Origin of the sequence: Methylobacterium sp. Leaf469 (genome assembly GCF_001424745.1) — a bacterium.
Taxonomy (GTDB): Bacteria; Pseudomonadota; Alphaproteobacteria; order Rhizobiales; family Beijerinckiaceae; genus Methylobacterium.
This window is the reverse complement of record NZ_LMRE01000034.1, coordinates 267,434-288,572: the sequence shown is the minus strand read 5'-3', so window position 1 is coordinate 288,572 and position 21,139 is coordinate 267,434. Positions and strand designations below refer to the sequence as shown.

Here is a 21,139-nt window from a genome sequence, read left to right as displayed (position 1 = left end):
TGACCTGAACGATGGCACGCCAGGACGCGCTCGAAACCTCGTTCCTCTACGGCGGTAACGCCGCCTACATCGAGGAACTGCAGGCCGCTCATGCCCGCGATCCGAATTCGGTGGATCCCGCGTGGCAGGACTTCTTCCGCTCCCTCAACGAGGACAAGGGCGCCGCCGAGAAGAATGCCGCCGGCGCCTCGTGGCAAAAGCCGAACTGGCCGGTCCACGCCAACGGCGAGATCGTCTCGGCCCTCGACGGCAACTGGTCCACCGTCGAGAAGGCGATGGGCGATAAGATTCGCGCCAAGAGCGACACCGCCAAGGAGCCCGTCAAGGGCGTCGTCGTCGCCTCCGCTCCCGGCATCTCGGTCGAGCAGGCGACCAAGGATTCGGTCCGCGCGATCATGCTGATCCGCGCCTACCGCATGCGCGGCCACCTGCATGCGAAGCTCGACCCCCTCGGTCTCGCCCCGCGCGGGGACCACGAGGAACTGCACCCGCAGCATTACGGCTTCGAGGAGAAGGACTGGGACCGTCCGATCTTCCTCGACAACGTGCTCGGCCTCGAATTCTCGACGGTTCGCGAGATCGTCGAGATCCTCGAGCGCACCTACTGCCAGACGCTTGGCGTCGAGTTCATGCACATCTCCAATCCGGAGGAGAAGGCCTGGATTCAGGAGCGCATCGAGGGCAAGGGCAAGGAGATCACCTTCACCCCCGAGGGCAAGCGCGCGATCCTCAACAAGCTCATCGAGGCCGAAGGCTTCGAGAAGTTCCTCGACTTGAAGTACACCGGTACCAAGCGCTTCGGCCTCGACGGCTCCGAGGCCATGATCCCTGCGCTGGAGCAGATCATCAAGCGCGGCGGGGCGCTCGGCGCCCACGAGATCGTGCTGGGCATGGCCCATCGCGGCCGCCTCAACGTGCTCTCCAACGTGATGGCCAAGCCCTTCCGGGCGATCTTCAACGAGTTCAAGGGCGGCTCCGCCAATCCGGCCGAGGTCGAGGGCTCAGGCGATGTGAAGTACCATCTCGGTGCATCCTCGGACCGCGCCTTCGACGGCAACAACGTCCACCTGTCGCTCACCGCCAACCCGTCCCACCTCGAGATCGTTGATCCGGTGGTGCTCGGGAAGGTCCGCGCCAAGCAGGACCAGCGCGCCAACCCGCATGTCCACCGCACCAGCGTCGTTCCGCTGCTCATCCACGGCGACGCCGCCTTCGCCGGACAGGGTGTGGTCGCCGAGTGCCTGGGCCTGTCGGGCCTGAAGGGGCACCGTACGGGTGGGTCGATCCACTTCATCATCAACAACCAGATCGGCTTCACCACCGATCCGCGCTTCTCGCGGTCTTCGCCCTATCCGTCGGATGTCGCGAAGATGGTCGAGGCCCCGATCTTCCATTGCAACGGCGACGACCCCGAAGCCGTGACGTTCGCGGCCAAGATCGCCATCGAGTACCGGCAGAAGTTCGGCAAGCCCGTCGTCATCGACATGCTGTGCTATCGGCGCTTCGGCCACAACGAGGGCGACGAGCCGGCCTTCACCCAGCCGAAGATGTACCAGCGCATCCGCAAGCACCCGACGGCGCTGGAGACCTACGGCAAGAAGCTCGTCACCGAGGGCGTCCTCTCCCAGGAGCAGCTCGACGGTCGCAAGGCGGAGTTCCGCGCGATCCTCGATGGTGAGCTCGAAGTCGCCAGCAACTACAAGGCCAACAAGGCCGATTGGCTCGATGGACGCTGGTCCGGCTTCAAGGCCGTGCGTGAGGATGTCGACGATCCGCGCCGGGGCAAGACCGGCGTACCGACGGAGATCCTGCGCGAGATCGCCCAGCGCATCACCACGCCGCCACCCGGCTTCCACCTCCACCGCACCATCCAGCGTTTCTTCGACAACCGCGCAAAGGCGGTGGAGACCGGCCAAGGCATCGATTGGGCGACCGCGGAGGCACTCGCCTTCGGATCGCTGCTTCTGGAGGGGCACCGGGTCCGCCTCTCGGGCCAGGATGTCGAGCGCGGCACCTTCTCCCAGCGCCACGCCGTGGTGATCGATCAGGAGAACGAGCAGCGCTACACCTCGCTCAACTCCATCCGCGAGGGGCAGGCCAGCCTTGAGGTTATCAACTCGATGCTGTCCGAAGAGGCGGTGCTCGGCTTCGAGTACGGCTACTCGGCGGCCGAGCCCAATGCCCTGGTGCTGTGGGAAGCGCAGTTCGGCGACTTCGCCAACGGTGCGCAGGTGGTCATCGACCAGTTCATTTCGAGCGGCGAGCGCAAGTGGCTGCGCATGTCCGGCCTGACCCTGCTGCTGCCGCACGGCTACGAGGGCCAGGGGCCGGAGCATTCCTCGGCGCGTCTGGAACGCTTCCTGCAGATGTGCGCCGAGGACAACATGCAGGTGGCCAACTGCACCACGCCGTCGAACTACTTCCACATCCTGCGGCGCCAGCTCAATCGCGAGTTCCGCAAGCCGCTGATCCTGATGACGCCGAAATCGCTCCTGCGTCACAAGCGGGCCGTGTCCGGCATCGACATGATGGCGGAGGGATCGAGCTTCCACCGCGTGCTGTGGGACGATGCCGAGCGCGAGGACGACGCCACCAAGCTCGTCAAGGACGACAAGATCCGTCGTGTCGTTCTGTGCTCGGGCAAGGTCTATTACGACCTCTACGACGAGCGCGAGAAGCGCGGCTTGAACGACGTCTACATCCTGCGGGTCGAGCAACTCTATCCGTTCCCCCTCAAGGCGTTGGCCGGCGAGATGTCCCGGTTCCGCAATGCCGAGGTGGTGTGGTGCCAGGAGGAGCCCAAGAACATGGGCCCCTGGGCCTTCGTCGAGCCCTACCTCGAATGGGTGCTCGGCCAGGCCCAGTCCTCGGTGAAGCGCGCGCGCTACGTCGGTCGGCCTGCTTCGGCCTCCACGGCGGTGGGCCTGCTTTCGAAGCATCAGGCGCAGCTCCAAGCCTTCCTCAACGAGGCGCTGGCGGTCTGACGCCGGTCCCTCGCAGCCCTTCCTGATCTGAGGGCGCCCGCCAACGGCGCCGTGACACCACCCGGACGGACAAACACCATGGCAACCGACATCCTCGTCCCGACGCTCGGCGAATCCGTCAGCGAGGCCACCATCGGCCGCTGGTTCAAGAAGCCGGGCGATACGGTTGCCGCCGACGAGCCCCTGGTGGAACTCGAGACCGACAAGGTCACCCTCGAAGTCAACGCACCGGCGGCCGGTGAACTCGGCGAGATCCTGGTCAAGGACGGCGAGACCGTGGAGCCGGGCGCCCTGCTGGGCTCCATCGTCGAGGCCACCGGCGGTGCCAAGGCAGCGGCTCCGAAGAAGACCGAGCAGAAGGCCGAGACCCGCTCCGAGGCGCCCGCCGAGGACAAGGGCGAGCAGAAGCCCGCCGAGGCCCCGGCCGAGAGTTCGTCGGCCGGTTACGGCAATCACGGTGACGGTGCCCCGGCCCAGGCTCGCGAATCCGGCGACAACGGCCCGGCGGTCTCCAAGATGGCCCGGGAATCCGGCATCGATCCCGCGACCCTGAACGGCTCGGGCAAGGATGGCCGCGTGACCAAGGGTGATATGCTGGAGGCCAAGGCGAAGGGGCCGTCAGCACCGGCGGCGGCCCCCGCCCGGGAGGCCAAGCCCACCGCCCCGCGCGTCCCGTCGAAGCCCGACGATGCGGCCCGCGAAGAGCGCGTGCGCATGACCAAGCTGCGCCAGACCATCGCCCGCCGTCTCAAGGACGCGCAGGACACGGCCGCGATGCTGACGACGTTCAACGACGTCGACATGTCCGCCGTGATGGCCATGCGCAGCCAGTACAAGGACATCTTCGAGAAGAAGCACGGCACCAAGCTCGGCTTCATGGGCTTCTTCACCAAGGCGGTGATCGGCGCGCTCAAAGACGTACCGGCGGTCAATGCCGAGATCGACGGGCAGGACCTCGTCTACAAGAACTATTACCACATCGGCATCGCGGTCGGCACCGATAAGGGCCTCGTCGTGCCGGTGGTGCGCAACGCCGACGACCTCTCCATCGCGGGCATCGAGAAGACCATTTCCGGCTTCGGCAAGAAGGCCCGCGACGGCAAGCTCTCCATCGAAGAGATGCAGGGCGGCACCTTCACCATCACCAACGGGGGCATCTACGGCTCGCTGATGTCGACCCCGATCCTCAACGCGCCACAATCGGGCATCCTCGGCATGCATCGCATTGAAGAGCGACCGGTGGTCCGGAACGGGAAGATCGAAGCCCGGCCGATGATGTACCTCGCCCTGTCCTACGATCACCGCATCGTCGACGGGAAGGAAGCCGTGACCTTCCTCGTGCGCGTCAAGGAGGCGCTTGAGGATCCGGCACGCCTCGTGCTCGACCTCTAAGGCCCGGCAGCTAACCGTCCGCCGGCCGCGATCCACGCGGCCGGACGCTTCCGCGCGCTTCGTATCCGATGGTGGGGCATGACCCGCCGCCCACTTCAGCGAGTCAGAATCCCATGTCCTACGATCTCGTCGTCATCGGCACCGGTCCCGGCGGCTATGTCTGCGCCATTCGGGCGGCTCAGCTCGGCCTCAAGACCGCCGTGGTGGAGAAGCGGGCAACCCATGGCGGCACCTGCCTCAACGTCGGCTGCATCCCATCGAAGGCCCTGCTCCATGCTTCGGAGGCCTTCGAGGAGGCGGGCAAGCACTTCGCCGACATGGGCGTGATCGTCAGCGCGCCGCAGCTCGACCTCGCCAAGATGATGACGTTCAAGCAGGACGGCGTCGACGGCAACACCAAGGGCGTCGAGTTCCTGCTGAAGAAGAACGGCATCGACGCGTATCGGGGCACCGCGCGCCTAGCGGGTGCGGGCCGCGTCGAGGTGTTGTCCGAGGATGGCGGCAACCAGCTTCTCGAGACGAAGAACGTCGTCATCGCGACGGGTTCGGACGTCACCAAGCTCCCCGGGGTCACCATCGACGAAACCATCGTCGTCTCCTCCACCGGCGCGCTTGCCCTGGAGAAGGTGCCGGGCAAGCTTCTCATCATCGGGGCCGGCGTCATCGGCCTCGAGCTCGGCTCGGTCTGGCGCCGCCTCGGCTCCGAGGTCACGGTGGTCGAGTATCTCGACCGTATCCTGCCGGGCATGGATGGCGAGGTCGGCAAGCAGTTCCAGCGCATCCTCGGCAAGCAGGGCGTACAGTTCAAACTCTCGTCCAAGGTCACGGGCGTCGAAGTGGCGGATGGCGCCGCCACCGTCACGGTGGAGCCCGCCGCCGGCGGCGAGGCCGAAACGCTTCAGGCCGACGTGGTGCTCGTGGCTATCGGCCGCGTACCCTACACCGAAGGCCTCGGCCTGGAGACGGTGGGGGTCGGCCTCGACAACAAGGGCCGCATCCAGACGGACAGCCACTACGCCACCAACGTCACGGGCATCTATGCCATCGGCGACGTGATCAGCGGGCCGATGCTGGCCCACAAGGCGGAGGACGAAGGGGTCGCCGTGGCCGAGCTCCTGGCCGGCCAGTCGGGCCACGTGAATTACGGCGTGATCCCGAACGTGGTCTACACCTATCCGGAGGTCGCTTCGGTCGGAAAGACCGAGGAAGAGTTGAAGAAGGACGGCATCGCCTACAACACCGGGAAATTCCCCTTCACCGCCAACGGCCGCGCCAAGGTGAACCATACCACGGACGGCTTCGTGAAGATCCTGGCCGACGCCACCACCGACCGGGTGCTCGGCGTGCATATCGTCGGTGCGGATGCGGGCAATCTCATCGCAGAAGTCGCTGTGGCGATGGAATTCGGCGCCTCCGCCGAGGATGTCGCTCGCACCTGTCACGCCCATCCGACCCTGACGGAAGCCGTCAAGGAGGCCGCCTTGGCAGTCGCCAAGCGCGCGATCCACATCTGAAAGCGACGCGGCGGTCTCGCTGCCCGCGAGCCCGCCTCGCTCAGGTTTCCGTCGGGACCAACGGCGGAAGGCGCGACAGATGCAGCGCGATGACGAGCGCCAGTCCGTAGAGGGCTGCGAAAAACGCGACCACGCCGACCCAGCCCGAATGCGCGAAGAACCAGCCCCCTGCCGTGCCGAGCACCGACGAGCCGAGGTAGTAGAGGCATAGGTAGATCGAAGAAGCCTGGGCGCGGTCCCGGAGGGCCCGGCGGCCGATCCAGCTGCTGGCGACGGAATGGGCGCCGAAGAAGCTCACCGTGACGACGACGATGCCCAAGATGATGAGCCAGAGGCGGTCCGAAAGGGTCAGGGCGATGCCGGCCAGGCCCAGCAGGATGGCGAGCCAGAGGACCTTGCGTCGGCCGAGTCGGCTTGCGATCTCACCGGTCGCTGCCGAGGAGAAGGTTCCGAACAGGTAGACGACGAAGATCGCCCCGATGGCGGTCTGGCTCAGGTCGAACGGCGGGTCGAGCAGCCGAAAGCCGATGTAATTGTAGACGCTCACGAATCCGCCCATGAGCAGGAACGCCTCGGCGAACAGCCATGGCAGGCCGGGATCGCGGAAATGCTGGCCGAAGGTGCCGGGCACTTCGCGCCACCGCATCCGGTTGGCTCGAAAACGCCGCGAGTCCGGCAGGCTCATGAGAAACGCGATCGCCGCGACCAGAGCCAAAACGCCGATGGTGCCGAGCCCCCAGCGCCACGACGCATGATCGGCGATGATGCCGGCGACCAGCCGGCCGATCATTCCCCCGAGGGCATTGCCTCCGATGAGAAGGCCCATGGATAGGCCGATGGCGCGTCCGTGCATCTCTTCGCTCAAATAAGCCATGGCCACGGCCGGCAGACCGCTCGCGGCCAACCCCGTCAGGGCACGGAGAGCGAGGAAGCCGTGCCAACTCGGCACCATGACCGCGACGATGGTGAGGATCGCCGACGCAAACAGGGACGCGACCATGACGGGCTTGCGTCCCCACACCTCGGAGAGGGGACTCACCACGAGCAGCGCGAGGGCGAGGGTGGCGCAGGGAAGCGACAGGGCCAGGCTGCTCTCGGCCGGCGAGACGTGAAATTGATCGGCAAAGACCGGCAGCAGCGGTTGCACGCCGTAGAGCACCGCGAAGGTGGAGAACCCCGCTGCCGCGAGCGCCAGGGTGGTGCGCCGGAAAGCCGGCGTACCGGCCTCGATCAAGCGAGGCGTTGCCTCGTCCATGTCGGCTCCTATGGGAGGCGATGGTCTGCGGTGCTGCGGCGCGACGAACGGAGCCGACGCTATCCGAAGACGACCGCGCCGGACGATGCCCGGCATGTGGGGGAGGAACAGTACACGCGCACTTCCGTGAAGGCGAAGGTCGGGGAGAGACGGGCCGTGCCAGGGATGACACGGCCCGTCGGATCGTCACCGCGGCGGCGTGCCGCCGCCGGCCTGCTGCTGGATCAGCGGGGTGATCCGCCGCACGGTGACCCGGCGGTTCTCGCGGGACGGCCCCTGTGTGTTCACCTTGAGCGCCTGTTCGCCGTAGCCCTGGGTCGTGAGGTTTTCGGGCGGAACCTGGAAGTTCTGAGTCAGGACCGTCGCCACCGACTGCGCCCGCCGATCCGACAAGGACAGGTTGTCGACATCGGAGCCCACCGCGTCGGTGTAGCCCTCCACGAGGAAAACTTCCTGCGGATTGGCCCGGATGGCCTGGTTCATCGCCGCCGCGATGGTCGCGAGGCGCGACGCCTGATCCGGCGTCACGGTGAACGAGCCCGTCTCGAAGGTGATGGTGTCGATGTCCACGCTGCGCATACGGGCCCGCAACTGCGGACTGTAGCGTACCTGATCGAGGGTATAGCGCCGGTCCAGGGGCACGACCGGCGGGGCCGAGAGGGCTTCATAGACACTGCGCTCGTCGGCTCCCTCGTAATCCACGACGTAGCGCTCGCGCGGAATGCGGATATCGGGCGGAGGCAGATCGACGACATCCTCGTAGATCGGGCGTCGCGGACCGCTGAAGCTGTTGTCGATGATCACGACCTCTCGACCATCGCGGAACCGGCGTGAGCGCCGCACGAGACGGCCGTCGTCGTCGACGATGGTGACGATCTGTGCGCCGTCCGGTCGATCGAGATAGGTGACGGTGTCGCCGCCGCGGCGCTCGCTGCGGTAGCCGCCGCGGCCCAGATCGCGGAACCGCTCGTTCTCATCGTGGCGGATGAAGGTGCGGTCGCGATCGCGCACGATGATGCGACCGGGCTCGCGGATGTAGGTCCGGCCATCCTCCTGAAATTCACGTCGGTCCCGGCGGACACGGTCGAAGTCGCGGGTCTCATCGTCATCGCGGAAGCCACCCGGAATGTAGCCGGGGCGACCCGGCGCGTTGAAGCCCTGGCGCGGACCGCCGCGCTCGAACGCGTCGCGTCGCTCGCGATCCTGGCGATCATCATCGACACCGCTCCGGCGGTCGCCTCCGCGCAAACCGTCGTCGCGCAGCCCCGGCTGGTCGCTACGGTCACGGGGATTGCTCTGGTCCCGGGCCGCATCCGGATCGCGCGGGCCACGGGGGGCAATCCGATCCGGCGCCGTATCCTGCCCGCGTTCGTTCGAACGCCCGGTACCGGTCGGCTCGTCTCGACCCTCGGCACCCGGCGCACCGGGAGGCGTGAAGGGACGTCCGGGAACGCCCGGCCTGGCATTGGGCGCGACTTGAGGCGCCGTCTGGGGAGCGCCCTGTGGTGCGACCTGCGGAGAAGGTGAAACCGGCTGAGGCGCCCCCGGTGCAGCCGCGGGTGGTGTGGCCGGCTGCCCAGGCCGTGCGGGCTGCGTCGGAGCGGTCGGCTGGGCCGGATTCAGCGACGGCTGCCGTTCGGCCGGACCGGCCGGACCGGTGTCCTGTCCACGTCGTCCGGGCGCGTCTGGACGGACTAGCTCGGCACCGGGTGTCCGGCGTTCTGGCTCCGCGCCCCGGACCGGGGCCTGCTCCGACGGCCGTGTCGGGTCAGGTGTACGATCGCGTTGTGCCGGCGAAGTGGGGCGCTCGGTCGGTCCGCGTTGATCCGTGCGACGGTCCTGTCGCTCAGGGCTTTCCTGTCGATCGGGGCGCCCCTGCCGGTCGGGCCGCTCCTGACGTTCCGGACGGGCCGGCCGCTCCTGCGGGTCGGGCCGCTCTTGTCTTTCGGGTCTCTCCTGCCGGTCAGGCCTGTCCTGGCGGTCGGGCCGCTCCTGTCGAGGTGCCGGGCGCTCGGCCGGGGTCCGGTCCTCACGCGGGGCAGGGCGCTCAGGCCTCTCCTGACGCGGCTCGGGCCGCTCCTGGCGCGGCGCCGGTCTCTCCTGACGGTCTGGCCGCTCCGGCCTGTCTTGGCGCTCTCCACGGGGTTCGGACCGTTCCCGGCTCGGGGATGGGCCGCCACGCTGTCCCTCACTGTCGGGTCCGCCTTGCGCGACCTGCATCTTTCCCATCCCCGCCGGATCCGCCCAGGAAGGGCCGGACAGCGCCAGAATCGGCAGGATCGTACCGGTGAGAAGGAGCAGGCGGATGATCCGCATCGAAGGCACTCACGGCTGTGGATGAGGCCTTCGGAACAGAGTGGGGCCAGGATGGTTCCCGTTCGGAACGATACCGCGAACCCGCCAGGGCCACCGGCAGCCTGCGTCAGGGCGTCGTCACGCGGCCCTGCCCCTGCCCCGGGAACAGGTTCGGTGCGATGATCCGGACGGCTTGGCGCTCCTCGCCGGCGACTGGGGCCGCGGGTTCCGTCGGAGCACCGGTCTCGTTGGTTACGAGGCCCGTGCGGGTGGCTGCGTCGGCCGCCAAGCCCGCCGCCGTCTTGTCGGCCCGCCCGACCAGGGTCAGACGAACCTTTGGCCGCGACAGGGCCTCGGCCTGCATGGGTGTGACGAAGATGTCGCCCTTGTGCCGCACCAGCATGCTCTCGGCCTTCACGAGCGATTGCGCCCAGCTCTGGCCCTCGCGCTTGCACGAGCAGTTCGGGGTGAAGGTCGTGCGGAACTTGAAGGCGTTGGCGAGCGAGACGTAGGCCTTCGCGCCCCGCAGCGTCGCGGCGTGTTTCAGGGCGTCGTCGCCGTGCGGCATCGAGTAGGCCACGGCCTCGGCGCCGGGGCATAGGGCCTGGCACAGGTCGTCGGCGCCTTCGCGCCCGTCGGGCAGGTTGGCCATGGGGAAATAGGCGCCGTCGCAGGTGCGGACGCAGACAACCTGGGCTCCGCCCCGGGCGCGTTGCTCGCGCGGCGTTCCATCCAATGCGTTGAGCGCCACGCGGCTCGCCGTATCCGTGCAGGCGGAAGCCACGGCCGCCGTGAGCTGCCGGCGGCGCGCGGCCGTGACTTCACCGTTCTCGGCGCCGTAACCCGCATTGAGCGCGCGGATGCGCTGCTCCACGGCTCCGCATTGCGGCGGTCGCGAATCGAAGAACAGGAACCGGCCGCCCTCGCAATTCAAGGTGCGATAATAGGCATTCAGCCGCCCGATCTCGTTCTGGAGCGCGCGCGCCGTGTTCGCTCCGTCGCTCAGGTTGGCGAGCTCCGAACGGTAGCGCAGGCAGGCGTCGGAGGCTTGCACCTGTGCCGTCCCCACCGTCCCGAGGGCGACGAGGGTCATGGCGAGCGCCCGGACGAGCGTGCGGATCTGCGGAAGGATCAGCGGCATGGCCTGACAGGATCGGGAGTGGAACCTTGCCGCCGACGGGAATCGGAGCGGCGGCGAAGCGGAAGTTTTGTACTCGCCCTCGCGCGGGGGCGACAGCCTTCCCACATGCGCCCCAGCCGAGTTGGGGGGGAATGCAGGATGATGTGGCTTCGGGGTCTCACAGGGGGAATGGCCGCTGCTGCCGTCGTGGCAGGAGCGCTCGCCGGCGCGGTGTCCGCCAAGGCGGAGGATGCCGATCGGATCTTCGACAAATCGACGGTCTGGCGGCCCCTTACACCGAACGACAAGCTCGTGGTCTACGGCATCGACGATCCGGCCGTGGCCGGTGTGGCGTGCTGGTACACCCAGCCCGAGAAAGGCGGCATCAAGGGCACCCTGGGGCTGGCCGAGGACGTCTCGGACATCTCGCTCGCCTGCCGTCAGGTCGGTCCCGTGCAGTTCAAGGACAAGCTCGGTCAGGGCGAGGTGGTGTTCAGCGAACGCCGCTCGCTGATCTTCAAGTCGATGCAGATCGTGCGCGGATGCGACGCCAAGCGCAACACGCTGATCTACATGGTCTATTCGGATAAGGTGATCCAGGGCTCGCCCAAGAACTCAACCTCGGCCGTGCCGCTCATGCCGTGGGGCACGGAGCCGCCGCCGCGATGCGCCGATGCCATGAAGAAATAAGCTTCCAAACACGCTCGGTGCGGCCACGGATCCTGAAATCCGATGGCCGGCGCTGATCCGATCCGGTCGCTCAATCCTGGCAGGTGATGCGGATCGGACGCTCGGCCTGCTTGATCACGGGAGGGGTGGGAATCGCCCCGGTGTACTCGTCCTGCGCCGCGACGCCGAAGGAACCGGCGGAGGCGAATCCCTGTGCTTCGCACCAGGCGTTGGCCACCACCTGTCCGCAGCTGCTCTCGCCATTGCTCAGGCAATCGCCGACGCCGTAGCCCTCGCCGGCCGGGATCAGGAACGTCTTCTCCACCTGAGACACCGCTTTGGTGGGAGTCTCGCCGTCTCCGCCCGCGAGCGCGGTGGAGGAAATCATCAAGGCGAGGGCGAGGAGGGTGCCGATTTCGGCGGCCGGGCGGCGCATGGGCAGAACCTCGATGGAGGGATTCGGGTTGGGGGAAATCTCAAGGGTCCAGGTAAACAAACCCTTTCCGCCCTGGATCGCTTTCGATAGGCGGCGGAGCGGCGCTGTTCTCGAATTGCTCATGGGTTCGGGGTAGCCCAGGACGGCCGACGGCACCGTCGCCTTCGTGCAACAGGCGCCGGCTGCAGCGCGGCACCCCCGCCGTTGGACGTGTCGGTCGCCACGGGGTACCGACGCCGGGAAGCGGCGAAGAACCAAGGCGCTAGGGGCGGTCGAGCTGTGCGATCCGCTCGAGGGACGAGGGACGGTTTCATGGCCCCGATGTTGCGGCTCTACAACACGCTGACCCGGCAGAAAGCTGCGTTCGCGCCGATTGATCCGAGCCATGTCCGGATGTATGCCTGCGGTCCGACGGTCTACGACGCGGCCCATATCGGCAACGCCCGCCCGATCATCGTCTTCGACCTGTTGTTCCGGCTCCTGCGCCACCTCTACGGCCCGGCGCACGTCACCTACGCGCGCAACGTCACCGACGTGGACGACAAGATCAACGCCCGCGCGGCCGAGCGCGGCATCACCATCCGTGACCTCACGGATGGGACGCTCGCGGCCTTTCACGACGACATCCGTGCCCTCGGCGTGCTGATGCCCGAGGACGTGAACGTGGCGGGCGAGCGTCCGCGTTTCGTCGAGCCGCGCGCCACCGATCACATCGCCGAGATGATCGCCATCATCGAAGGGCTGGTGGCGGCCGGTCACGCCTACGTTGCGGATGGCCACGTGCTGTTCGACGTGCCCTCGATGCCCGATTACGGCGGCCTGTCGAAGCGGCCCCTCGACGAGATGGAGGCCGGCGCCCGCGTCGAGGTCGCCCCCTACAAGCGCTCGCCCCTCGACTTCGTCCTGTGGAAGCCTTCGAAACCCGGCGAGCCGTCCTGGCCCTCTCCGTGCGGCCTGCCCGCGCCCGGCCGTCCCGGCTGGCACATCGAGTGCTCCGCCATGTCGTGGAAGCACCTGGGAAAAACCTTCGACATCCATGCCGGCGGCATCGACCTCATCTTCCCGCATCACGAGAACGAGGTCGCCCAATCGCGCTGCTGCTTCTCCACCGACGTGATGGCCAACGTCTGGCTCCACAACGGTTTCCTGCAGGTGGAGGGTGAGAAGATGTCGAAGTCCCTCGGCAACTTCATTACCATCCGCGACGTGCTGAAGGACTGGCCCGGCGAGGTGGCCCGGCTCGCCATGCTCAAGACGCACTATCGCCAGCCCATCGATTGGACGGTGCGGGGGTTGGAGGAAGCGGCCCGGACCTTGGAGCGCTGGTACGGGATCGTCGGCGATAGTGCCGCCTCTCCGGTGATTCCGGACGGGCTGCTCGAACCCCTGACCGACGATCTCAACACCGCTTCGGCACTCGCGGAACTCCACCGCCTCGACGATCCCGCCGGTCTCAAGGCGGGCGCCAACCTGATGGGTCTGCTCACGCAGACCAAGTCGGCCCGCGACCAGGGCAGCATCCGGGCCGCCGGGCTGGACGTACTCGAGGTCGAGGCCCTGATCGAAGTGCGCCGCGCGGCCCGCGCCGCCAAGGACTGGGCCGCCTCCGATCGTGTCCGCGATGCGCTTCTGGCCATGGGCGTCACCGTGAAGGACGGCAAGGACGGCACCGTCTGGAGCGTGACCCCATGATCGCCCCCGCCGATCGCCAGCCGATCGTGGTCGCCGATGCCGGGCCGCTGATCCGGCTCGCGGCGGCCGGCATCCTCGATACGCTCCGCGGACTCAATCGGCGGATCGTCCTGGTGGACCGGGTCGAGAAGGAGGTCGCGGGCGACCTGTCGAAGACCTTTGCATTCCCAGCCGATGTCGACCGACGCGGATTGAGGGCGATTCAGAGCCGTTCGGTGACGAACGCCTCGGCCTGTGGGGCGGGCGGCGAAGCGGCCGCCGCGTCGCGCAGGATCCCGATCACGTCGCCGGCTTCGCTGGCGACGAGATAGCTGAGGTCGAGCCCCTCCCGGATGAATCCCTGGGCTCGCATGTGGTCGAGGAGCGTCAGGAGCGGCGTCCAGAAGTCCGCCACGGAGAGCAGCAGGATCGGCTTGTTGTGCTGGCCGAGCTGCGCCCAGGTGAGCTGCTCCACCAACTCCTCCAGGGTGCCGATGCCGCCCGGCAGGGCCACGAACGCGTCGGAACGCTCGAACATCAGACGCTTGCGGGTGTGCATGTCCTCGACGACGATGGTCTCCTGGATCTCGTCGAGCATGCGCTCCCGGGATTTCAGGAAGCTCGGGATGATGCCGGTGACATGGCCCCCGTTCTCGAGTACGGCGCGCGCCACCGTACCCATGAGGCCGACATTGCCGCCGCCGTAGACGAGGCCGAGGCCGGCCTGCGCCAGGGCCTTGCCGAGGGCCTCGGCCGCCGCGGTAAAGGCCGGGTCGCCGCCGAACCCGGAGCCGCAATAGACGCAGACCGTCCTCACCGGTGCCATGTGCCGCTTCCCCTCCGGGTCCGGCCGCGCGGGCGCATGCCGTCCACGGGCCAAAGTGCTGATTTTACGGGAGATCCGGCCTTGAAAAGGCCGTCGGGATTTGGTGTTCCGGTCATGTTCGTTAATATGTCGCCGTCAAGTGCCGATTTGTCGCCGGGGCAGGTCAGGGTCGATCGCGGTTTCGCCGCCCGGACGATGGAAGAGGGAGTGGTGCGTCATGAAGGCGGAGTTGCGACGGAGCATCTTCCTCGCCTGCGTGGGGCTTCTGGGCGGCTTCACCCTCGTCGTCACCCTCTACGGCGCGAGCGAGTTGTTCAAGCACGGATTCGGCACGCCCGAGGGCCGGGCCGTACCCCTCGTCACCGATCCGCTCGCGGGCTCCGGGGAGGGAGCGCTGCCGGTGCCGGGAAAGCCCCGGTCGGACCGGCTGCCGGAGCGGACGCCCGCCCAGGCATCGCGGGACACTCCGGCGGCGACCGGCACCGAGGCGTCGGCGCCGACCTTCGACATCATCCGCGTCGAGCCGTCGGGCGAGGCCGTCATCGCCGGGCGGGCTGCGCCCAACACCACCGTCGAGCTGCTGCGCGACAATCAGCCCATTGCCCGTGCGCTCGTCGACCCGTCCGGCCAGTTCGCCATCGTGCCGCCTGCCCTGTCCCCCGGCAGCAGTGAGATCACCCTGCGGTCCACGGGGGCCGATGGCCGATCCGTGGTTTCGCGCGACTCCGTCGCCGTGGTCGTCGCACCGAAGCGCGACACCAAGCCCTTGATCGCGTTGACGTCTCCCGACAGGCCGACGGTGGTTCTGTCCCACCCCGAGCCTGTAGCGCCGCCCCCGGCCGCCGTCGCCGCAGGAGCGCGGGACGGGGCCAGGACGGGGCCCAAGACCGGGTCCGACACCGCGAGGGCGGGGGCGAAACCCGAGGCCGGCAAGGTGGTCGAGGGCAAGGTGGCCGAGGGCAAGGCGCCGGAAAGCAGGCCCCCGGAGACGGAGCGGGCGGGCGCCGCGAGCCCGGTCAAGATCGTCAGCGTCGAGGCGGAGGAGGGCGGGCGGCTCTACGTCACGAGCCAGGCCCAGCCCGGCGCGACTCTGCGGCTCTACCTCAACGACACCCTGGTGGCGCCGGGCAGCGCCGGGGCGGACGGGCGCGTCGCCTTCACCATCGGGCGGGGCGTCCAGCCGGGCGCCTACACCATCCGGGTCGATCAGGTGGACCCCGTCTCGGGCAAGGTGAAGACCCGCTCCGAGGTGGCGTTCTCCGTGCCGGCCGTGAAGCCGGCCGTGCCCAGACCCACCGCGAAGACCCCCGCGGCCACGCCCGAAGCAGCCGCACCGCCGGCGCGAATCGCCGTTCTGGAACAACCGCTTAGCCCGGCCTCGGCCCGACCGTCGGGCGAGGCCGCGCCCCCCCTTGCGGCGACCCCGACCCCGGCGGCGCCGGACCTCAAGCCCGGCACCATTCCGGAGCCGGTGCCAGCGCTGGAGCCGCCCCGGACGGTGTTCGTGCCGGAGGTCGGCACGGCGCGGATCGTGCGGGGCGACAGCCTGTGGCAGATCAGCCGGCGCATCTACGGGCGCGGCACCCGCTACACGGTGATCTACGACGCCAACCAGCCGCAGATCCGCAACCCGGACCGGATCTATCCGGGCCAGATCTTCGTGCTGCCGAGCGACGGAACGGCGGCGGTGGCGGGCACTGAACGGCGCGGCTGAGCCCGTTCCACGCCCTGCCGCGTGGAACGGGCCATCCCCCGAAAACCCGCTTTTTGGAACGGCGCATCCACGAGGGTGTCACGGCGCACGGTCCCCACGCACCGGCGCGGGGCGGCCTTGCGCCGAGGCGCGGCTGTCATCGGGAGCGGACCGGCTTATATCCGTTCCAAATTCAGCCTTCACCGAGAATCGAAACGGCATGACACCCGATCCCGCGCAAGCGCCGGACGGCGCACCGCCCGCGCGCCCCGGCCTCGTCGCCACCTATCGCCGGCTGTGGCCCTACCTGTGGCCGTACGGCCGGCCCGACCTGCAGCGGCGGGTGTTCCTCGCGTTCGGCCTGCTGATCGTGGCGAAGTTCGTCACCATGGTGACGCCGTTCACCTTCAAGTGGGCCACCGACGCCCTGGTGGCCCTGACCGACCCGAAACCCGGGGCCGCGATTCCGACGGGCGTGTTCGCCGCCCCCATGGTGCTCATCGGACTCTACGGCCTGTCGCGGGTGGCGATGGCGGGGCTGACGCAGGTGCGCGACGGGCTGTTCGCCAAGGTGGCGATGCACGCCGTGCGGCGTCTCGCCCTGCAGACCTTCGAGCACATGCACCGGCTCTCCCTGCGCTTCCACCTCGAGCGCAAGACCGGCGGCCTGACCCGGGTGCTGGAGCGCGGCCGCGGCGGCATCGAGGAGCTGTCGCGCCTGATGGTGCTCACGTTGGTGCCCACCATCGTCGAGTTCGTCCTCGTCATCGGCGTGCTCGCCTACGAGTTCGACTGGGTCTACTCGGCCGTCGTGTTCGTCATGGTGGCGGCCTATCTCGGCTTCACCTGGAAGGCGACGCAGTGGCGCATCGAGATCCGCCGCCGGATGAACAACTCCGACACCGACGCCAACACCAAGGCGGTGGATTCGCTCCTCAACTTCGAGACGGTGAAGTACTTCGGCGCGGAACGCCGCGAGGCGGAGCGCTACGACGCCTCCATGGCCAAGTACGAAAAGGCCTCGACGCAGACCTACGTGTCGCTCGCCGTCCTCAACGCCGGCCAGGCGGTAATCTTCACCATCGGCATGACCGTGGTGATGTGGTTGGCGGCGCGGGACATCATGGCCGGGCGCACCACGCTCGGCGGGTTCGTCCTCGTCAACACCATGCTGATCCAGCTGTCGATGCCCTTGAACTTCATGGGCATGATCTACCGCGAGATCAAACAGGCGCTGATCGACATCGACGACATGTTCCTCATCCTGCACCGCAACCCCGAGATCGCCGACCGGCCCGACGCGACGGCCCTGCGGGCCCGGGGCGGCACGGTGGAGTTCCGGGACGTGCGCTTCGCCTACGATCCCGCCCGGCCGATCCTCCGCGGCGTCTCCTTCACGGTGCCGGCGGGCAAGACGGTCGCCATCGTCGGCCCCTCGGGCGCCGGCAAGTCGACCCTGTCGCGGCTGCTGTTCCGGTTCTACGAGCCGCAGGGCGGGCGCATCCTCGTCGACGGCCAGGACATCGCCGGGGTCACGCAGGGGTCGCTGCGCGCCGCCCTCGGCATGGTCCCGCAGGACACGGTGCTGTTCAACGACACCATCGGGTACAACATCCGCTACGGCTGCTGGGACGCCACGGACGCCCAGGTGCGCGAGGCCGCGTCGCTGGCCCAGATCGACCGCTTCGTTTCCGCCCTGCCGGAGGGCTACGACACGCCGGTCGGCGAGCGCGGCCTGAAGCTCTCGGGCGGCGAGAAGCAGCGCGTCGCCATCGCGCGCACCATCCTGAAGGGCCCGCCGATCCTCGTCCTCGACGAGGCGACCTCGGCCCTCGACAGCTTCACCGAACGCGAGATCCAGGACGCCCTCGACACCATCTCGCAGAACCGCACCACCCTCGTCATCGCCCACCGCCTCTCGACGGTGGTCAACGCCGACGAGATTTTGGTGCTCGACAAGGGGGGGATCGTGGAGCGCGGGGCGCACCAGGGGTTGCTGGACGCGGGTGGGGTTTATGCGTCCCTGTGGAGCCGGCAGCGGGAGGCCGATGCAGCGTTGGCGGTGTTGCAGGGGGCGGAGGCGGAGCGGGGACGTGTGGAGATGGTGCGGGCGGTGGAGCCGGCAGAGTAGGGAAGGGACATCCTCTTGATACACCGTAACAGTCCGGCAAGAACCAATCGCGATCAGAGGGGGAGCAATCTAAAGCTTCCCCCACAAAACTCCCGCTGCGCGGTGGCGCTCAGGGGGGGGGACGGCGGGGTTCGGAAGTTTGGCGGGGCGCTCTTAGACGTTTGCGGCCTCTTGAATAAAGGCAGAAGTATGCTCGACATTTGACGAGTACGGCAATGTTGACATGTATTGTTCCATAAATCGAATGTCTGGTAAGCCGCCTGCGTTCAATGGCACGCGTATGATCGACTCTTTCATGCGATCCAAATTCCATTTCCGCCCATAGTTAAATCGATATTTCTCAAGTCGAATTACTGCGCACAAAAATAGCGCTGAGAGAGCGCTCAGCCCCTCGAAACGGGGGTAGAGTACGTTGACATCATCGGATGCGATGAATGAATGGGGTTGAAAAAAAGCCTCTGCTACGCCGTTGCCGTTGTAATTCACCGTAATTAGACCGCCAGGATGTAGCGGGGTGCCCTGGATATATTGACGAAGACCATTGTTATTATCGAGTGCGGATATAAACGGTGTTACACCAGGATTCATATTGCTTTTCGTAATGCGCTTGCCTTTTCGTAAATCAAATAAATCCTGAACTTGCATTTTTTTCCAAGAAAAAATGTTAAGATTTGGCGTTGTTTTATTTGAAAGCGACTCGCTGCGATTGTCGAACGCGTTCTCGTCTGCGGCTTCGATATATATAGGAATGTCTGCGATGGCGGGGACAACAATATCTTTCAATGTTCTGTTTGCTTGTCGGCCGTAGGAATAACGGTAGCGATTAGACTTTATGCAATAACAGTAGAACAAAAGTTGCTTTTTACTCAATGGAACGCGTGGAATTAATCGAGCTACATCGCGCCCTGTGTAGAATGGTTGTTCTTGTATGAATGTGGAGAGGACGCCGTTGCCGCCGAGGGCGCATGTCAATTCCCCGGCTGGTGCAGGCAAAACACCAGGAACTGGGAGAACGTATGCGGATATTCCATTGCCCCCCATCTTGCGCGAGACGAATGCTATACCGCTCTCACGATGAGCTATAATAAGGCGATTCAGCTCCAATGAGTGCCCGTATCGCACATCAAACAGATCACTGACTGTCGTCATCGACCGCCTCATCCGATCCGGGCGCGGTTGCGCTCATCAGCTTGTAGATAGCATAGTTGCGGACAACACGTTCAAAATCGGATTGACGCAGCGTTGAGTAGTCCGTTTCCATGTATGCTTCTGCGCACCATTCATCATCGGACGTCACGTATCGGCTGACACTTTCACCCGCTCTGACTTCACGATTGCGATAAGAATTTACCCAATGGTCGCGGCGGCGCGCCCAATCATTGCCCTGATCAACTCTTCCGCGATGTTTGGTTTTGATAAATCCGTCATCTTTCCAATAGCCAAACCAGGTCTTCTTGTTGCTTACTTGATGTGGGATTTTAGCTGTAAAAATCATAATGCAGGCGATTGTTCCAACCGGATAAAAAAGTTCGTCTGGTAGGGACATGACGGCTTCGAGAGTATGATATTTCAAAAGTTCAGCCCGCGCTTTATGTGGCGCGATTGCACATCCCATTGGAACTATCGCTATACCTGTCCCATTCCGCTCCAAGCAATCAAGCATATGACTGATAAAGTAAAGCTCATGCGAGTCCTCGTCAGCCTGAGAATAAGGAGGATTTAGAAGCCCTACCGTGCAATTATGCTCTTTGATCTTATCTGTTATAAAAGGATCAAAGCACGACGACTGATAAAGATTGGCTTTTCCATCCCCTCTTAATATCATGTTGCTTACCGCCAATGCAAACATATTTGGTTGCTGCTCAACGCCAACGAGTCCATTTTGCTTGATGTCTTCCTTGTCGTCCTTCGTCAGCGCGCCCTTAAACATTTGATGCATTGCCGATATTAGAAATCCACCAGTTCCGGCGCATATATCTAAAACACGGCTTGTTCTATTTACATTAGCCAGCAGAGAAAATAGCTCTGTGATGTGGCGTGGCGTGAGTACAATCCCTAGTGCTTTTTTATCTCCGCCTGTATACTTAAGAAATTCTCCATAAAATTGTCCGACTACATCGAAATCGTGGAAATAGCTTATAAAAGGATCAACTTTCTCGTTAAGGCGTTTGATGAGCTCGTTAAGTACCCCTTTTGGATATTTCTTATGCGGTTTTGCAAGTTCGGGATGACCGGCGATGAGGGCGTAAGGGGTTGTAGCGCTAGATTTTTTCGAGCCTGGTATGTCGGCGCGATCCATTTCGAAATTAATGACGCGCAGCCATTCACTAGGTAAATCCTCCAGCGAGTAGTCGTTGTACGAGCGTGAAAATGCTTTGTTACGTAGTGCTATCAGCGTGCCACTGACGAATAGCGGTTTTTCGTTCTCGCTCGCCTTCACATCATCACGCATGAAGTCATGCAGCTCGCGCGAAAAAGCCATCAGGTCAGTGAGACGAACTGCTTGGACCGTCGGATCGAAGGTTGCGTGCTCGATATAATCCGACCAAGAAATGAGAGTAGTGATACTAGCTCCCGTCTTGGCCGAGAGCCGTTTCGGCGTGGTCGCCCCGCGTGAGTGAAGGTAGGTCGAAATGGTCAGCGCAGAACTCGTCTGACCGCTTACCGCAACGGCAATGACGTTGTGTTCTCGGGACAAGGCTCTAGCATAATGAAGTGCCCCGTCCGCTGCGTATCGAACGGCACGCTTAACGTAGGCATCAGGCGCCTCAGGTTCTATTTTTCCAGAGAATGCTGCGTTACATGCTGCTGATTCGTGATCCTTCGTGCTTGCTTTGCATTCGATTATAAGGACAAAATCACTGGTGCCTGGGTCCGTAATAATGAACTCAGGCGCGCCGACGCCTGACCCGCCCGATTTGCTAGCTTGTGCTAGGGCTTTCCGAATGGCCTCAATGGTCGATTGTTGCTCTTGGACACAGATTGTCGTTCCGGGCGCGTGGTAACCCAGTTCGCGCAGCTTGTTGCGAACTATTTCTTCCGTGATCCGCTCGCTCGCCATGCGCATCCCTTTCTACGTGGCGCGTCATACCGAGCATCAACGGACTCCACAACCGTCGCTTTTTAGCAACACTGAGGGTAGGGGTGAGCGAT

Annotated in this window: 15 protein-coding genes; 8 read left to right on the top strand and 7 right to left on the bottom strand. The window is 65.4% G+C overall.

The features are described from left to right. Positions 1 to 11 precede the first annotated feature (11 nt). The 3 genes from ASG60_RS15355 (at position 12) to lpdA (ending at position 5,890) form a co-directional block, all read left to right on the top strand. Positions 12 to 2,984, top strand: a complete 2,973-nt coding sequence (locus ASG60_RS15355; protein WP_056386484.1) for a 2-oxoglutarate dehydrogenase E1 component — start codon at positions 12 to 14, stop codon at positions 2,982 to 2,984. A gap of 78 nt (positions 2,985 to 3,062) precedes the next feature. Then, a complete protein-coding gene (gene odhB, locus ASG60_RS15350; protein ID WP_056176352.1) occupies positions 3,063 to 4,376 on the top strand; it encodes a 2-oxoglutarate dehydrogenase complex dihydrolipoyllysine-residue succinyltransferase in 1,314 nt (437 codons plus the stop codon). 113 nt (positions 4,377 to 4,489) lie between these two features. After that, the gene (gene lpdA, locus ASG60_RS15345; RefSeq protein WP_056176355.1) at positions 4,490 to 5,890 is read left to right on the top strand and encodes a dihydrolipoyl dehydrogenase; all 1,401 of its coding nucleotides are present in this window, start codon (positions 4,490 to 4,492) and stop codon (positions 5,888 to 5,890) included. 40 nt (positions 5,891 to 5,930) lie between these two features. Here lpdA and ASG60_RS15340 read toward each other — a convergent pair whose 3' ends face one another. Further along, positions 5,931 to 7,145, bottom strand: coding sequence for an MFS transporter (locus tag ASG60_RS15340; RefSeq protein WP_056176358.1), 1,215 nt, complete (start codon positions 7,143 to 7,145; stop codon positions 5,931 to 5,933). A 186-nt stretch (positions 7,146 to 7,331) separates the two neighbouring features. Then, positions 7,332 to 8,156, bottom strand: a complete 825-nt coding sequence (locus ASG60_RS23870) for an OmpA family protein (protein WP_338011720.1) — start codon at positions 8,154 to 8,156, stop codon at positions 7,332 to 7,334. On the opposite strand from ASG60_RS23870, the gene ASG60_RS23865 reads away from it, so the two are divergent. Further along, the gene (locus tag ASG60_RS23865) at positions 8,124 to 8,672 is read left to right on the top strand and encodes a hypothetical protein (protein ID WP_347379658.1); all 549 of its coding nucleotides are present in this window, start codon (positions 8,124 to 8,126) and stop codon (positions 8,670 to 8,672) included. The two genes, ASG60_RS23870 and ASG60_RS23865, sit on opposite strands and share 33 nt — an antisense overlap. Before the next feature lie 895 nt (positions 8,673 to 9,567). Here ASG60_RS23865 and ASG60_RS15330 read toward each other — a convergent pair. Then, complete coding sequence (locus ASG60_RS15330) at positions 9,568 to 10,581, bottom strand: DUF2865 domain-containing protein (RefSeq protein ID WP_056303762.1); 1,014 nt, start codon at positions 10,579 to 10,581, stop codon at positions 9,568 to 9,570. 168 nt (positions 10,582 to 10,749) lie between these two features. Here ASG60_RS15330 and ASG60_RS15325 point away from each other — a divergent pair, with 168 nt between their 5' ends. Further along, positions 10,750 to 11,250 (top strand): CreA family protein, encoded by a 501-nt coding sequence (locus ASG60_RS15325; protein WP_156368869.1) that lies wholly within the window; start codon positions 10,750 to 10,752, stop codon positions 11,248 to 11,250. A gap of 70 nt (positions 11,251 to 11,320) precedes the next feature. On the opposite strand, the gene ASG60_RS15320 is transcribed toward ASG60_RS15325, so the two are convergent. Then, entirely contained in the window at positions 11,321 to 11,665 is a 345-nt protein-coding gene (locus tag ASG60_RS15320) for a hypothetical protein (protein ID WP_056267062.1), read from the bottom strand. 312 nt (positions 11,666 to 11,977) lie between these two features. Between ASG60_RS15320 and cysS the strand changes: the two genes are divergently transcribed. Then, positions 11,978 to 13,357 (top strand): cysteine--tRNA ligase, encoded by a 1,380-nt coding sequence (gene cysS, locus ASG60_RS15315; RefSeq protein ID WP_056386480.1) that lies wholly within the window; start codon positions 11,978 to 11,980, stop codon positions 13,355 to 13,357. 202 nt (positions 13,358 to 13,559) lie between these two features. Here cysS and ASG60_RS15310 read toward each other — a convergent pair whose 3' ends face one another. Further along, the gene (locus ASG60_RS15310) at positions 13,560 to 14,162 is read right to left on the bottom strand and encodes a TIGR00730 family Rossman fold protein (RefSeq protein WP_056266517.1); all 603 of its coding nucleotides are present in this window, start codon (positions 14,160 to 14,162) and stop codon (positions 13,560 to 13,562) included. A 217-nt stretch (positions 14,163 to 14,379) separates the two neighbouring features. Here ASG60_RS15310 and ASG60_RS15305 point away from each other — a divergent pair, with 217 nt between their 5' ends. Together ASG60_RS15305 and ASG60_RS15300 are read left to right on the top strand one after the other, a co-directional pair. After that, positions 14,380 to 15,876, top strand: coding sequence for a LysM peptidoglycan-binding domain-containing protein (locus ASG60_RS15305; RefSeq protein ID WP_056386479.1), 1,497 nt, complete (start codon positions 14,380 to 14,382; stop codon positions 15,874 to 15,876). Between the two features lie 199 nt (positions 15,877 to 16,075). Continuing rightward, positions 16,076 to 17,986, top strand: a complete 1,911-nt coding sequence (locus ASG60_RS15300; RefSeq protein ID WP_056386477.1) for an ABC transporter ATP-binding protein/permease — start codon at positions 16,076 to 16,078, stop codon at positions 17,984 to 17,986. Between the two features lie 153 nt (positions 17,987 to 18,139). Here the strand turns inward: ASG60_RS15300 and ASG60_RS22170 are convergent, their stop codons facing one another. Continuing rightward, positions 18,140 to 19,135 (bottom strand): restriction endonuclease subunit S, encoded by a 996-nt coding sequence (locus tag ASG60_RS22170; protein WP_082531777.1) that lies wholly within the window; start codon positions 19,133 to 19,135, stop codon positions 18,140 to 18,142. Continuing rightward, positions 19,119 to 21,047, bottom strand: coding sequence for an N-6 DNA methylase (locus tag ASG60_RS22165; protein ID WP_082531794.1), 1,929 nt, complete (start codon positions 21,045 to 21,047; stop codon positions 19,119 to 19,121). The genes ASG60_RS22170 and ASG60_RS22165 overlap by 17 nt, the downstream gene beginning before the upstream one ends. Positions 21,048 to 21,139 lie beyond the last annotated feature (92 nt).

Bases quoted from the DNA above. Each gene is read 5' to 3' on its own strand.
- ASG60_RS15355 (WP_056386484.1), top strand. From the start codon at position 12: ATGGCACGCCAGGACGCGCTCGAAACCTCGTTCCTCTACGGCGGTAAC.
- odhB (WP_056176352.1), top strand. From the start codon at position 3,063: ATGGCAACCGACATCCTCGTCCCGACGCTCGGCGAATCCGTCAGCGAG.
- lpdA (WP_056176355.1), top strand. From the start codon at position 4,490: ATGTCCTACGATCTCGTCGTCATCGGCACCGGTCCCGGCGGCTATGTC.
- ASG60_RS15340 (WP_056176358.1), bottom strand. From the start codon at position 7,145: ATGGACGAGGCAACGCCTCGCTTGATCGAGGCCGGTACGCCGGCTTTC.
- ASG60_RS15330 (WP_056303762.1), bottom strand. From the start codon at position 10,581: ATGCCGCTGATCCTTCCGCAGATCCGCACGCTCGTCCGGGCGCTCGCC.
- ASG60_RS15325 (WP_156368869.1), top strand. From the start codon at position 10,750: ATGGCCGCTGCTGCCGTCGTGGCAGGAGCGCTCGCCGGCGCGGTGTCC.
- ASG60_RS15320 (WP_056267062.1), bottom strand. From the start codon at position 11,665: ATGCGCCGCCCGGCCGCCGAAATCGGCACCCTCCTCGCCCTCGCCTTG.
- cysS (WP_056386480.1), top strand. From the start codon at position 11,978: ATGGCCCCGATGTTGCGGCTCTACAACACGCTGACCCGGCAGAAAGCT.
- ASG60_RS15310 (WP_056266517.1), bottom strand. From the start codon at position 14,162: ATGGCACCGGTGAGGACGGTCTGCGTCTATTGCGGCTCCGGGTTCGGC.
- ASG60_RS15305 (WP_056386479.1), top strand. From the start codon at position 14,380: ATGAAGGCGGAGTTGCGACGGAGCATCTTCCTCGCCTGCGTGGGGCTT.
- ASG60_RS15300 (WP_056386477.1), top strand. From the start codon at position 16,076: ATGACACCCGATCCCGCGCAAGCGCCGGACGGCGCACCGCCCGCGCGC.
- ASG60_RS22170 (WP_082531777.1), bottom strand. From the start codon at position 19,135: ATGACGACAGTCAGTGATCTGTTTGATGTGCGATACGGGCACTCATTG.
- ASG60_RS22165 (WP_082531794.1), bottom strand. From the start codon at position 21,047: ATGGCGAGCGAGCGGATCACGGAAGAAATAGTTCGCAACAAGCTGCGC.